The 13,249-nt window shown below is 65.2% G+C and carries 8 protein-coding genes; 4 read left to right on the forward strand and 4 right to left on the reverse strand.

Annotation, left to right across the window (positions count from 1 at the left end):
- Positions 1 to 46 precede the first annotated feature (46 nt).
- Positions 47 to 757, forward strand: coding sequence for a hypothetical protein (locus Q8L25_RS24170; RefSeq protein WP_308921826.1), 711 nt, complete (start codon positions 47 to 49; stop codon positions 755 to 757).
- 115 nt (positions 758 to 872) lie between these two features.
- Here the strand turns inward: Q8L25_RS24170 and Q8L25_RS24175 are convergent, their stop codons facing one another.
- The 4 genes from Q8L25_RS24175 to tssK all read right to left on the reverse strand — a co-directional run bounded on the left by Q8L25_RS24175 (position 873) and on the right by tssK (position 10,006).
- Entirely contained in the window at positions 873 to 3,077 is a 2,205-nt protein-coding gene (locus Q8L25_RS24175) for an EAL domain-containing protein (protein ID WP_308921827.1), read from the reverse strand.
- 171 nt (positions 3,078 to 3,248) lie between these two features.
- Positions 3,249 to 5,432 carry an ATP-binding protein gene (locus Q8L25_RS24180; RefSeq protein ID WP_308921828.1) on the reverse strand — a complete coding sequence of 728 codons (2,184 nt, stop codon included), beginning with the start codon at positions 5,430 to 5,432 and terminating at the stop codon, positions 3,249 to 3,251.
- Positions 5,429 to 8,539 (reverse strand): ATP-binding protein, encoded by a 3,111-nt coding sequence (locus tag Q8L25_RS24185; protein WP_308921829.1) that lies wholly within the window; start codon positions 8,537 to 8,539, stop codon positions 5,429 to 5,431. The genes Q8L25_RS24180 and Q8L25_RS24185 overlap by 4 nt, the downstream gene beginning before the upstream one ends.
- Positions 8,540 to 8,662: 123 nt before the next feature.
- The gene (gene tssK / locus Q8L25_RS24190; protein ID WP_308921830.1) at positions 8,663 to 10,006 is read right to left on the reverse strand and encodes a type VI secretion system baseplate subunit TssK; all 1,344 of its coding nucleotides are present in this window, start codon (positions 10,004 to 10,006) and stop codon (positions 8,663 to 8,665) included.
- A gap of 186 nt (positions 10,007 to 10,192) precedes the next feature.
- Between tssK and tssF the strand changes: the two genes are divergently transcribed.
- Genes tssF through Q8L25_RS24205 form a run of 3 tightly spaced genes read left to right on the forward strand, consistent with a single transcriptional unit; the run spans position 10,193 to position 13,241 of the window.
- On the forward strand, positions 10,193 to 11,998 hold the full coding sequence (tssF, locus tag Q8L25_RS24195) for a type VI secretion system baseplate subunit TssF (protein WP_308921831.1): 1,806 nt from the start codon (positions 10,193 to 10,195) through the stop codon (positions 11,996 to 11,998).
- Complete coding sequence (tssG, locus tag Q8L25_RS24200; RefSeq protein WP_308921832.1) at positions 11,962 to 12,990, forward strand: type VI secretion system baseplate subunit TssG; 1,029 nt, start codon at positions 11,962 to 11,964, stop codon at positions 12,988 to 12,990. Before tssF ends, tssG begins: the two co-directional genes overlap by 37 nt.
- A complete protein-coding gene (locus Q8L25_RS24205) occupies positions 12,987 to 13,241 on the forward strand; it encodes a PAAR domain-containing protein (protein WP_308921833.1) in 255 nt (84 codons plus the stop codon). Before tssG ends, Q8L25_RS24205 begins: the two co-directional genes overlap by 4 nt.
- Positions 13,242 to 13,249: the final 8 nt, after the last annotated feature.

The raw sequence follows: 13,249 nt of genomic DNA on the forward strand, positions 1-13,249 counted from the left end.
AAACGATTGACACTCGTCTTTTAATGAACGCATTAAGGAAAGACTGATGGAGCAGCAGCCAGCTAAAGCATACTTGATAGACGTAGTTGAAGTCGATAAATCAAAAAGAATTCGGTGTCAGGCAGAGAGTTGCGGCCACGCCGTATATGCACGAATTCATGTCGTACTGGATAGTGGTAAATTTGTAGTGCTGGGTGGTAGTTGTTTTCAGCGCCTGTATGGTATGGCCCTTCAAAATGCAGAATCGCACTACGGCGGATCTGCAAGCTATCCGACTCAGTTAACCGAAGAAATGAGGGCGTTACTTACTTCGAACACAGTTGAGTTCGTTGAGTTACTGGAGCAACGACGCCAACAGCTTGAGGCGGAAGCTGCGAAACGCGAGGAATGGTTGACACTACAGGCTAGCCAGAGAAAGGCTGAAGTCGAGGCTCAATCACATGGAAATAACTGGGTGAGTGAGCGTTTGGCAGTACTCGCTAATGATTCCGATGACACGTTTGATCAATATCGGTATATGTGGAGTTCCAGCTGGTGGGCGTCTCCAGAAAAGTTATTTGCTGATGTAAGAGACGTCATGGTTAACCCTATACATGCTGCGGCGTTGCATAAAGCCATCGTAGCTTTGGTGAGGCAACCATCCATCAGTCCCGTAAGCTTCGCTGTACAACTTGAAAATGACGGTGTTCCGTGTAGTGTGACACTGCGGTGCCTGCGTGCGATTCGACTTGTGGTGCGAGCAAAAGCGGTAGTGTAATGCAAAGAAATTGCACTGATGTGATGCTCTTCATCGAAGACGCGGCGTCCGCCTTCGATGAGGTGCCAGTACTCATTTAGCCCTCCCTTGGAGAGCCTGGCCTTATTGGGGAGGTTCAGGTGGAGCAGAGCGGGCGCTGCTCGCGCAGCAGCGCCGTGAAGGCCTCGACCGCCAGCGGCCGGCTGAAATAGTAGCCCTGCATTTCATCGCAGCCGTGCTGCGTCAGGAAGTCGACCTGCTCGCGCGTTTCCACGCCTTCGGCGATCACCCGCATGTGCAGGTTGTGCGCCAGCGAGATCACCGACAGCGCGATCGCCGCGTCGCTGCTGCTGGTGGTGACGTCGTCGACAAACGATTTGTCGATCTTCAGCACGTCGATCGGAAAACGCTTCAGGTAGCCCAGGCTGGAATAACCGGTGCCGAAGTCGTCGAGCGAGATGCTCACGCCGATGTCCTTCAGGCAGCTCAAGGCGGCGACCGCCTTGTCCGGGTCGCCCATCACCGTGCTTTCGGTGATCTCGATGCCCAGGCAGCCTGGTTCCAGCCCGTATTTGCGCAAGGTCGCTTCGACGAAAGGCACGGTGCGGTCCTGTGCGAACTGCTTGCCCGACAGGTTGACGGCCACCTTGATGCTGCCCAGGCCCGCCCCCTGCCAGGCACGGATCTGCGCGCAGACGCTGTCGAGCACCCACTCGCCGATCGCCGTGATCAGGCCGTATTCCTCGGCCAGCGCGATGAACAGGTTGGGCGGCACCTTGCCCAGCACCGGATTATCCCAGCGCAGCAGCGCCTCGGCGCCCAGCATGGCGCCGGTGCGCAAGCACATCTGCGGCTGGTAATGGACTTCGAATTCGTTGCGCGCGATGGCGCCGCGCAGCTGCTGCTGCATCGCCAGGCGGGCGCGGATATCGTTGCCCATGCGCTCGGTGAAAAACGCATAGTGGTCGCGCCCCATTTCCTTGGCGCGCACCAGGGCCGTGTCGGCATGGCGCAGCAGGTCGTCGAGCGTGTCGCCGTCGGCGGGGCACATGGCGATGCCGATGCTGGTGGTCAGCGCCAGGCGGTCGCCGCCCACGCTCAGTTCCTCGCGCAGGCCGGCCAGGATGGTTTGCGCCAGCGCCATGGTGCGGCCCAGCAGTGCGTCGTCCTGCAGCAGGATCTGGAATTCGTCGCCGCCCTGGCGCGCCACCGTGTCGCCTTCGCGCACGCAGCCCGTCAGGAAGCGCGCCACCACCTGCAGCGCCTTGTCGCCGACGGCCTGGCCGTGCGAGTCGTTGATGTTCTTGAAGCGGTCCAGGTCCAGGCACATCAGCACCATCTGCTGGCCGTCGCGGATGGCGGCCAGGCGCTGCTGCTCGAAGCGCTCGCGCAGCAGCGCGCGGTTGGGCAGGCCCGTCAGCGCGTCGTGCCAGGACAGGAAATCGATCAGGTGCTGCTCGGCCTTGCGCTCGCTGATATCGAGGAACACGCCGATGTAATTGATGACGGCGCCGTCCGGGCCATGCACGGTGGTCGCGCTCAGGTGGCTGGGATAGGTGTCGCCGCTCTTGCGCCGCGTCTGCACCTCGCCCGACCAGCAACCGCTGCCGCGCAGGCCCTGGCGCAGCGCCGCGCAGGCCGCCTCGCCCACTTCGCCGGCGTGCAGACGCATGATGTCCATGCCGCGCACATCCTGCGCCGTATAGCCGGTGATGCGCGTAAACGCCGGGTTGGAGGTGACGATGATGCCGTGCGGATCGGTGATCAGGATGGCGTCCTGGGTCGCCTCGAACACCTGGCCGGACAAGCGCAGCAGGTCTTCGTTGGCGCGCCGTATCTGCACTTCGCGCGCCAGCGTGCTGGCCACCTGTTCGAGTTCGGCCGTGCGTTCGGTGACGCGCCGCTCCAGCGTGATCCGCTCCTGCGCCAGCTGCAGCTGCGCGCGGCGCAGGCGCACATGGGCGTCGGTGCGGGCCAGTATTTCTTCGGCCTGGAACGGCTTGGCGATGAAATCGACCGCGCCCAGCGCAAAGCCGCGCACCTTGTCGTCGGTGTCGTGCTGGGCGGAGAGGAAAATCACCGGCACCTGGCACAGTTCGGGCGAGGCCTTCAGGCGGCGGCAGACCTCGAAGCCGTCGAGGCCGGGCATGCGCACATCGAGCAGGATCAGGTCGGGCGGACGCGCCTGCGCCGTCCACAGGGCCAGTTCGCCATTCGGCGCCTGGCGCACGGCATAGCCGGCGCCGCCGAGCAGATCGCTCAACAGCTTGAGCGACGCCGGGGTATCCTCGACGATCAGTACTTCGCCCTTCGTATTGACTTCCGGAAAATCGCGATGCATGTAGCAGTTCTCTCAGCTCTGGATGAGGCGCAGCGATGGCCGCCGCGCTGGACAAGACTCGTTTTGCAGTGAACTACGTTCCATCATCATAATCTTCATTGCAAATTAGCACCACTCCACAGCTGGGTTTTTACGCATTTTTTTATCCGGACCGATGTTGTCAGTCCACAATCACGCCGGCAACTGCTCGGCACCCTGCTCCAGCAGCGCACACAGCTGGCGGTACTGGTGCTGCTCCAGCATCGCTTGCAGCGGCGCGACCAGCGCTTGCGCGGCCGGCGGCAAGGCTTGCAGCAGCAGCCCCACGCGCGTCAGGTTCAGTTCGCGCAGCGCCGCCAGCAACGCCGCGCGCTCGTCGGCGCTCAGCGCGGCCAGGTCCTGCGCGCGCAAGGTGCGCGCGGGCGCGGGCACCACTGGCGCCTCCACCGGCGCGACCGGCAAGGCCGACGCCAGCAGCGGCAGGCGCGCGCCGCGCGCCGGAATCGTGAAACGGAAGGTCGCGCCCTGCCCCGGTTTTGATTCCACCGTCAGCGCGCCTTGCATCAGGCCGACGAATTCGCGCGAAATGGCCAGGCCCAGGCCCGTGCCGTCCTTGGGGCCGTCGCTGTCGGCCTGCACGAAAGGCTCGAAAATGCGCTGCTGGTCCGCCAGGGCGATGCCGGCGCCGGTATCGCTGACGGCAAAGTCGAGTTTCCAGTCCTCGCCACCCAGGCAGACGCCGCGCGCGCGCAGGGTCACCGTGCCGCGGCCGGCAAACTTGACGGCGTTTGTCATCAGGTTCAGCAGCACCTGGCGCAGGCGCGTGCCATCGAGGTGCGCCGCCGGCGGCAGGCCGGCGCAATCGAGGCGCAGCGGCAAGCCATGCTGCTCGGCGCGCATCTCGAGCATGTCCATCACTTCCTGCAGCAGCGGCGCCAGCGCCACCACCTCGCACTGCGTCGACAGCTTGCCGGCCTCGCCCTTCGACAATTCGAGGATCTCGTTGATCAGGTTGAGCAAATGCTTGCCCGAGCGGTGGATGATGGCCAGGTTGCGCTTTTCATCGGCCTGCATATGGGCCGAATCGGCCATCAGGCGCGAAAAACCGATCACCGAATTCAGCGGCGTGCGCAGTTCATGGCTCATGTTGGCCAGGAATACGCTCTTGGCCCGGTTGGCCGCCTGCGCCTGGTTGACGGCCACCGACAGCGCGCCGGTGCGCTCGGCCACCAGCTCCTCCAGGTGATGGCGGTGGCGCAGCAGTTCCAGCTCGGCCTCGCGGTGCGCCGTGATATCATAGTTCGAGCCGACCAGGCGCATCGGCCTGCCGTCGCCGTCTCGAAACAGCACCGCATCGACCTTGATATAGCGGATCGACTGGTCCGGCCACACGATGCGGTATTCATGCGTGAAGGCGTGGCCTTCCTTGAGCGCCGCGCGCAACGCCTGCTTGGTCGGTGCTATATCCTGCGGCAGCAGCGAGGCGCGCCAGATCATGGATGGCGGCAGGCCCGCCGCGGGATCGGCCTTGAACTGCGCATACATCTGGTCGTCCCATTCCAGCTCGCCGCCGGCCACGTTCCAGTCCCAGATGCCGATGCTGGCCGCGCCGGTGGCCATCTGCACCCGCTCCTCGCTGCGCTGCAAGGCCCGGTAGCGGCTGTCGAGCAGCGCCACCATGTCGCGGATCGAGCGGTACAAGGTGCGCAGCTCGCCCAGGAACCAGGTCTTGGGCGGCATGCCGGCCGCCACCGGCTGGCCGGCGCGCACCGCCGCCGCATACTGGCCGATGGCCTTCAAGGGCCGCAGCATCAGCCACCACAGCAGCAGCCAGATGCTGGCCACCAGGATCACGTCGAGCGCGACGATGATGGCGCCGATGGCCAGCGCGCGCTGGCGCAGCTGCGCATGCAGCACCGACGGTTCGGCGTACACGGCGACCGCGCCGATGATCTGGCCGCCCAGGGTCACCATGCGCCGCTCGGCCAGCAGCGACGGATCTTCCGGTTCGAGTTCCAGGCTGTCGATGGCGCCACCCAGGCCGCGGCGCAGGATGATGGTGTCCTTGCCGATCGCCGGCGTGAGCGCGATGGCGTGCAGTTCGCGGTTGCCGAGCATGCTGCGCATGATGGCCTGCATCTGCTTTTCATCGAGATTCCACAGCGGCAGTTCGACCGCCACCGCCAGCTGGTCGGCGCTGACCGACACGGTGCGGTGCAGCTGCTGCCAGCGCTGCGCGCGCTCGGACTGGTAGAACAGCACGGCGAACACCAGCAGCAGCAGGGTGACGACAAAGGTCAGCGCCACGCTGACGGCCAGCACGATGGAGACGCCGCCGAGGCGCCCCGGCTTGCCCTTGACCTGTTCGTCGCTCATGCCTGCCCTTCATCGACATCCTGCGCCAGCCACAGGCACAATTGCCGGTACTGGTGGTGCTCCAGCATGGCGGCCATGCGCGCGGCCAGCTGCGGCAGGCGCGTGGCCAGGCTGGCCAGCACGATGGCGCTGCGCCGCAGGTCGAGCGCGCTGACCGCCTCGAACAGCGCCTGGCGCTCGCCTGGCGCCAGCAGCATCAGTTCGCCATGCGTCAGCGCCGGCAGCTCGCCGGCGCGCGGCGCCACGGCGGGCGCGGCGCACGCCTCCTCGCGCAGGAAACGCAGCCCCAGCTGCTGTTCGAGCATGGCAAACAGATGCTCCTGCTCGATCGGTTTGCGCAAAAAGGCGTCGGCGCCGGCCGCCAGCGCTTCCTGTTTTTCCTCTTCAAAAGCCGATGCCGTCATGATCGCGAGGCGCGGCTGCGCCAGGTTCGCCTGGGCGCGCAGCCACCGCGTCAGCACCAGGCCGTCCATGTCGGGCATGCGCCAGTCACTGAGCACCAGGTCAAAGCGCTGCGCGGCAAGCATCGCCTGCGCCTGCGCGCCGCCGCACGCTTCCTGCAGCACAAAGCCGAGCGGCGCCAGTAGGCCGGAGAGCAGCTTGCGGCAATTGCCATCGTCGTCGACCACCAGCACCGCACGGCCACGCTGTGCCGGCGGCAAGCAGCACACGCGCCCCGGCAGCATCGGCAAGACAGACGTCGCCACCACGATCGGCGCGCTCAGCGAAAAGCTGAATACCGAACCCTCACCCAGGCGCGACTCGACCTGCAACTGGCCCTGCATCAGCCGCACGAATTCGCGTGAAATACTCAGGCCCAGGCCGGTGCCGGCCTGGGCCGCGGCGCTGTCGGCCTGCACAAAGGGTTCGAAAATGCGCTCCAGGTCGGCCTCGGCGATGCCGCTGCCCGTATCGCGCACGGCAAACGCCAGCAGCACCTGGCCCTCGCCGGCAGGCTGGCAATCGAGCGACAAGGTAACGCTGCCCCGTTCGATGAATTTCAGCGCGTTCGACAACAGGTTGAGCAGCACCTGGCGCAGCTTGGCGCCGTCGAGCCGCACCAGCGGCGGCACGTTGCCGCGTTCCACGCACAGGGCGATGCCCTGCTCGCGCGCGCGCATGCGCACCATTTCCAGCACCTCGTCGAGCAGGCCGTTCAAATCCACCGGCCCGGTCTGCAGCTGCATGCGGCCCGCTTCGATCTTCGACAATTCCAGGATATCGTTGATCAGGGTGAGCAAATGGTGGCCGGCGCGGTTGATGATGGCCAGGTTCTGTTTTTCTTCCTCGAACATGCTGCTTGAGTCGGCCATCATCTGCGAAAAGCCGATCACCGAATTCAAGGGCGTGCGCAATTCATGGCTCATGTTGGCCAGGAAAACGCTTTTCGCGCGGTTGGCCGATTGCGCCTCGGTGACGGCCACCGACAGCGCGGCCGTGCGCTGCTGCACCAGGTCTTCCAGCTGGTCGCGGTAGCCCAGCAGCTCCTGCTCGGCGCGCTTGCGTGCGCTGATGTCGACGATGCCGCCACGCACCAGGCGCCGCCCGTCCATCGGCAGCCGCACCATCCTGACTTCGGCAGGAAACACGCTGCCGTCGGCACGGCGGATATTGCGCTCCACATGGATCGTCTCGCCCAGCATCACCAGGCGCAAATGTTCTTCCACCATCAGCGCCAGCGGCAGCTTGTCGGGCTGCTCGCTGCTGTACAGGTCGAACGGACCGCAGGCCAGCAAGGTCTCGCGCGACATGCCCAGCATCTGCTGCGCGCTGCCGTTCGAATCGACAAAGCGGTCCAGGTCGACGTCGTACACCAGGATCGCCTCGGGCGCATGCTCGACCAGGATGCGGAAACGCTGCTCGCTTTCACGCGCCTCGCTTTCCGCGCGCCGCAAGCGGCGCTGCTGCAGCAGCAAGGCGCTCAGCAAACACGCCATCATCAGGAACACGCCGCCGACCACCATCACGGCCGCACGGTGCTCCTGCCACACGTTGGGCGGGCGGTTCAGGAACACGGCCTGCGGCGGCAAACGGCCGATATCGGCGTCCCAGCGCTGCAACTGCTGCCAGTCGTACATCGGCACCGGGCGCGCGGCCGGCAGCAAGGCGCCCGGCGCACCCGGCGCCTTGCCGGCCAGCAGATCGAGCGACAGGCGCGCCACCTGCCGCGCCGCATGTTCAATATCGAGTATCGAGCCGCCCAGGATGCCCTGTCCCAGATTGGCGTTATACAGGCCAAAGGCCGGCACACTGGCCAGCCGCGCCAGTTGCCCGGCAAACTGCACCGGCGTGGCGATGCTGCCGGCCACGTCGCGGTTGACGTTGCCCGTCACCAGCAGCGCGTCGGGCGGCAGCCGCGCCACCTCGATGCGCATCTGCGCCAGGGTCAGGTCATCGAGATAGCGCAGCGCCACCTTGCCCTGCCAGGCCCGGGCCGCCTGCTGCATGCGGCGCTTGAGGGTCTGGTCGGCCTCGCTGGCACCGACCGCCATCACGATCTGCCGGGTGTTCGGGAACAGCGCCATCGCCTGCGCCAGGGTGCCGGCGAAATCGACATTGGCCTGCTGCTGCCAGATGGTGGGAGGGGTACCGGCCGGCAGCGCCTTGCCCGAGGTATTGATGGCCAGCACCGGCGTCGTTTGCGCCAGCGGCGCCAGCTCGGCCAGCAGATAGTCGAACGCCGGCTGCTGCATGGCGACGATCAGGTCGGCCTGGTGTCCCGATCCCGCGCTGTATCGCGATAGCAACAATTCGCGCATCTTGGTGCGCAGCACCGGTTCGCTCAAGGTGTTCAGGTTGAGAAATTCCACCACCACGTCTTCGCTGGCCAGGCCACCGTCCATCATGGCGTTCATATAGGTGCGCGTGTACGATTCGACGCCGGCCCGGCCATAGTCATACGAGCTGAGAAACAGCACGCGCTTGCCGTTCAGGCTGGCGTGGGGGGCGGAAGAGACGGCGGCAGCGGCAGGGACCGTACACAGGAGCAACAGCAGCAATGCGCGGCAGCGGCGCCGCAACGCCGTCCACCGTTCTTCACCGCCAGGCATCAGCCCACGCGGCGCATTGCCCGCAACGCCCATGTCCATGCCTATCCCGTCCGTCATCACGTGCCGCCTTGCCTGATCGACACTTACAAAAACATGATAACGTCAACAACGCGGGCAAGTCCATTGCTTGAAGAAACATATTTGTATCAAACAGGTAACTTGCTTCCGCCGCGCGGTCTGTCACTGGGTGGCGGCACTGATGCCGAACAATTCCATCTGCAACCCCCTGATGCCCGACGGCACATAGATGGTGATCGCCTGCGCCTTGAGCATCGCTTCATGGATAGGCCCCTTGTTTTCGATCGAGAAATAATAGGTATGCGGCCGTACCGGCACTTCGGCCGGTACCTGGGCCATATGGCGCAGCGCGGCGCCGGGCAAGGCGCGCGCCAGCAGCACGTCGATCTGCGCCGGTGAGGAAATCTTCAATTGCAGCGGTATCACGGCCACCAGCTCCAGCGCCGGCAACTCGGCATTCACGGCCAGGCACAAGGTGGTCTGCAGGTTGACCTGTGCCGCATCGAGCACGCCGTGATAGTGGGTGCTTTTTTCCGGGTCGATTTCCAGCGCGATCGGAAAATAGCGCGACAGCAGCACGGTGTCGACCAGATCGCGGATGATGAAGTCCAGCTTGCCGAAGCCGGGCGCGGGGTCGTCATGCAGGTAGCGCGGCAGGTCTTTCAACGCGTATTTCCGGGAAAACGTCATCAGGCCGCCGGCCAGCGCCGTCAGGTGCCCGAACAGCTGCTCCGGATGGTGGCGGCCGTGGTTGGCGCAATGGCTGAGGGTGGCGATCGCCGTGCTGAGGGTATTGAGCATCCAGAACGAGGACATGTCGCCGCCGTGAAACTCCACCGCATGGTGACCCGGCTGCCGGTGGCGGCTGTACAGCGAGGCGATTTTCGCGCCCAGGCGCTCGATCAGCGCGTCGAGCATCTTTTGCAAGGCCGCGTCCGCATTGATGGCCAGGCACGGCGGCAGCCAGGAGGCATCGATCTCGAAGCCGCCACGGCCACCGCGGCGCAGGCGCACCAGCGGTATCGCCAGATAGTCATGCAGCGGTTCGCCATGCCACAGCAGGCGGACGGTTTTTTTCAGGTAGGCCACCGGCATGCTGACGGCTTCGCTGTACAGGTCGGGCGTTTCGATATCGGCCTGCAGGTAGCGCGCGCCCGGCGCCAAGTTACCGCCATGCGCCTTGATGGCCGGCAGCGCCGCGTAGAACGTAAAGCTGTGCTGGTCGGACGGCAGCTGCGACAGGTCAACCGCGGCCGGCAAGGCGTCGCCGAGCGGCGCTTCATAGATCTCGCCGTCCTGGAACACCAGCGACAGGGTGTCGGCGCGCAAGCTGTTGTTGGTCAGCGCATCGGCATTCCAGCCGAGCGCATGCACGCCCCACAGGTGCGGGCTGATCAGGGACACCAGCCGCTGCAGACGGGCTTCATGATACCGGTCCAGCTGCTGGAACTGCTGCGGGCCGATGGCCAGGCCTTCCGACCATAATAATTTTGACGGCAATGTCACGCTGCTCTCCTTGGTGATGGTTGAAGGTCGCCCTCTGGCCTCCAGTCTGAAGTTGCCAGCATGAAAGTCATTGAGCTTGCGCAGCAATGGCCCTTGAATTTTGCGTAATCGCAAATTGCTTGTGGGAAAACACTTGGATACTGGCCCTTCCACACGACACCGGCGCCGCCCAGGCGCATCACAGGCATGGAAACCTTGCTGCCGTATTTCGAACGCGAACTGGTGCTGCTGCGGCGCCATTGCCGGGAATTTGCCGAGCGCTATCCACGCATCGCCGGCAAGCTGCACATGTCGGGCGAGGCTTGCGAAGATCCCCACGTCGAACATCTGATCGAATCGGTGGCCTTGCTGGCGGCGCGCATCTCGAAGCGTCTCGACGATGACTATCCACAATTCACGCACGCCCTGTTCGAGACCCTGTTTCCCCACTATTTGCGGCCATTCCCTTCCTGCGCGATCGTGCGCCTGGCGCCGCCCGCGCTCGACGGCACGGTGCTGCGCCTGCCGGCTGGCAGCCTGATGGATGCACCCCTGGTGCGCGGCGTGCGCTGCCGTTTCAGCGCCGTCTACGATATCGCGGCCGGTGACGTGGCGTTGACGGCCGCCACCTTCGACACCCGCCTCAAGGCCCCACCGGCCGTGCGTCTGCCGGCGGGCGCCAGCGCGGTGATCAGCATCGCCTTCGCACATGACGGCAAGCCGCCGCCGACGCTACGCCTGTTTATCGATGGCGAACCGTCGTTTGCCGCCGCGCTGCACGACGCGCTGTTACTGCATGCGGCCAGCGCCTGGGTCGAAGGCGCCGACGGGCAATGGCTGGCCTTGCCTGCGCCACCGCTGGCGCCGGTGGGCTTTGCCGAAGCGGACGCCTTGTTGCCGTTTGGCGCGCGTTCGCATGGCGCCTACCGCATCCTGGCCGAGTATTTTGCCTACCCGGAAAAATTCAATTTCGTCGATATCGACACCGCGGCCCTGCAAGCGCGCCTGCCGGCCGGCTGTCGCGGCTATACCCTGCACCTGGTATTGACGGGCCTGCCGGCCGATGGCGACAGCGCGCGCATGCTGGCCAGTTTGTCAAACGCCAACCTGCTGCCCGGTTGCAGTCCCGTGATCAACCTGTTCCCGCAAACCGGCGTGCCGGTCACCGTCACGCGGCAGAAAACCGAGTATGCCGTGCTGGCCCACGCCAACCACGCGCATGGCTACGAGGTACTGGGCATTGAATCGGTGCAGTTGCTGCGCCAGCGCGACGGCGACAGCAGCGTGAGCGAAGTACGGCCCCTGTACAGCCTGCGTCATGGCGAAGGCGCGGCGCAGCCCGGGCCGTACTGGATCATGCGCGACGACCCGGCAGTGGCGCTCAGGAGCGCCGGCCATGAAAAAACCATCAGCCTGGTCGATGGCGACTTCAATCCCCTGGTCCAGGAAAAAGCCACCCTGTCGTTGATGCTGAGCTGCAGCAACCGCGACCTGCCTTTGGTGCTCAAACACGGCCAGCCGCAAGGCGATTTGCAGCCTTGCGGCGGCGGCGCGCCAGTGCGGCTGCTGCGCCGGCCCAGCCCGCCGCGCCGCTATGCGCCGGGGCAAGGCTTGCACTGGCGCCTGGTGTCGCACCTGGCACTGAATCATCATGCGCTGACGCAAGAAGGGTTGCCGGCCCTGCGTGAAATGCTGGTGCTGTACGACCTGGCCCAGAGCGCCACCTCGCAACGCCAGATAGGCGGCATCGTGGCGCTGGAACAGCGCCCGGCCACCGCCTGGCTGCGCCACCCGCGCGGCGCCTCGCTGGTGCATGGCCTCGAAGTGCGCCTGACGTTCGACGAAGAGGCGTTTGTCGGCGCCAGCCTGCATCTGTTCGTGCGGGTCATCGACCAGTTCCTGGGCCTGTATGTGCAAATCAACAGCTTTGTCGAACTGGTGGTGCTGTCGCTGCAAAGCGGAGAGGAGCTGATCCGATGCAAACCAAGAAACGGCCTGCAATATCTGGTGTAATCGCGCACCTGATGGCCGAGCCCTGGCGCTACCAGTTCATGCAGGCGGTGGGCCTGCTGCTGCGCTGGCTGCGCCAGCAGGGCGTGCCGCCGGCACAGGCGCTGGACGACGTGCTGCGCTTTCGAAACAGCCTGTCGCTGGGCTTTCCTGCCAGCCAGCTCGAACGCCTGTCGCAGCAGGACGATGGCCGCATCGCCATTACGCCAGCCTTTATCGGTCTGCTCGGCAACAGCGGCGCCCTGCCCCTGCACTACACGCAAGGCATCGCCAACAGCCAGCTCGCCGCCGGCGACGATGGCGCTTCGGCCTTCCTCGATATTTTTTCACACCGCATGGTGACGCTGTTTTACCAGGCGTGCGGCAAATACCGGCTGGAACACCGGCTGGCGACCGAGGCCAGGGATGATCAATTGCCGATGCTGCTGGCGCTGGCCGGCGTCGCCTCGCCCGGCGGCAATGCCCGCGCCGGCAATGAGGCAGCCAATGCGGCGGCCTGGTATGCGGGGCTGCTGCGCAACCGCCCCGCTTCGGCGCATGCGATCGTCAAGGTGCTGGCCGACCATTGCCGCATTCCCATGGTGCTGGAGCAATTTGCCGGCGCCTGGGATTACTTGCCGCAGGACCGCTTGAGCCGGCTTGGCAGCGCCAATTTCGTGCTGGGCCACGGCGCCACCGTCGGCTTGCGCCTGTGGCGGCACGACCGGCGCGTGCGCCTGCAGGTGGGGCCGGTGGACGAGGCCGATTTGCAGCGCTTCCTGCCGCACGGCGACGGCGCGCAAGCACTGGCGCAGATGCTGGCGCTGTTTGGCGCGCCTAGCCTGCAAGTCGAAATACGGCTGGTATTGAGTGCCGCCTGCATCACGCCGATGGTACTGAATGGCAACCTGGCCAGGCAGCGCCGGCTGGGCTGGAGCACGTTCCTGCCGGACCGGCAAGGCCAGGTGCGCGGCGCCGAAGTGCGCTATCTCTTGAGGCAAGCGAGGACCATATGAAACACCAGGGACGCGGCGTGATACGCCTGGGCGACAAGACCGACCATGGCGGCAAGGTCAGCAGCGCATCATCTGGCACCAGCGTGATGGGGGTGGTGGCGGCGCTGGCCGGCGACATGACGGTCTGCCCCAAATGCAAGGGCAGCTTTCCAATTCAACCCGATGGCGCCGGCGCCAGACACCAGGGCCGCGCCTATGCCTATGACGGCGACAAGACGGCGTGCGGCGCCAGGCTGATCACCTCTTTATAGCGGAGCGC

The sequence above is a fragment of the Janthinobacterium sp. J1-1 genome, from assembly GCF_030944405.1.
Lineage (GTDB): Bacteria > Pseudomonadota > Gammaproteobacteria > Burkholderiales > Burkholderiaceae_D > Janthinobacterium.

Excerpts from the sequence above, each read along its gene's own strand:
- Q8L25_RS24175 (WP_308921827.1), bottom strand. The coding sequence starts at position 3,077 with ATGCATCGCGATTTTCCGGAAGTCAATACGAAGGGCGAAGTACTGATC.
- tssF (WP_308921831.1), top strand. The coding sequence starts at position 10,193 with ATGGAAACCTTGCTGCCGTATTTCGAACGCGAACTGGTGCTGCTGCGG.
- Q8L25_RS24205 (WP_308921833.1), top strand. The coding sequence starts at position 12,987 with ATGAAACACCAGGGACGCGGCGTGATACGCCTGGGCGACAAGACCGAC.
- Q8L25_RS24185 (WP_308921829.1), bottom strand. The coding sequence starts at position 8,539 with ATGACGGACGGGATAGGCATGGACATGGGCGTTGCGGGCAATGCGCCG.
- tssG (WP_308921832.1), top strand. The coding sequence starts at position 11,962 with ATGCAAACCAAGAAACGGCCTGCAATATCTGGTGTAATCGCGCACCTG.
- Q8L25_RS24180 (WP_308921828.1), bottom strand. The coding sequence starts at position 5,432 with ATGAGCGACGAACAGGTCAAGGGCAAGCCGGGGCGCCTCGGCGGCGTC.
- Q8L25_RS24170 (WP_308921826.1), top strand. The coding sequence starts at position 47 with ATGGAGCAGCAGCCAGCTAAAGCATACTTGATAGACGTAGTTGAAGTC.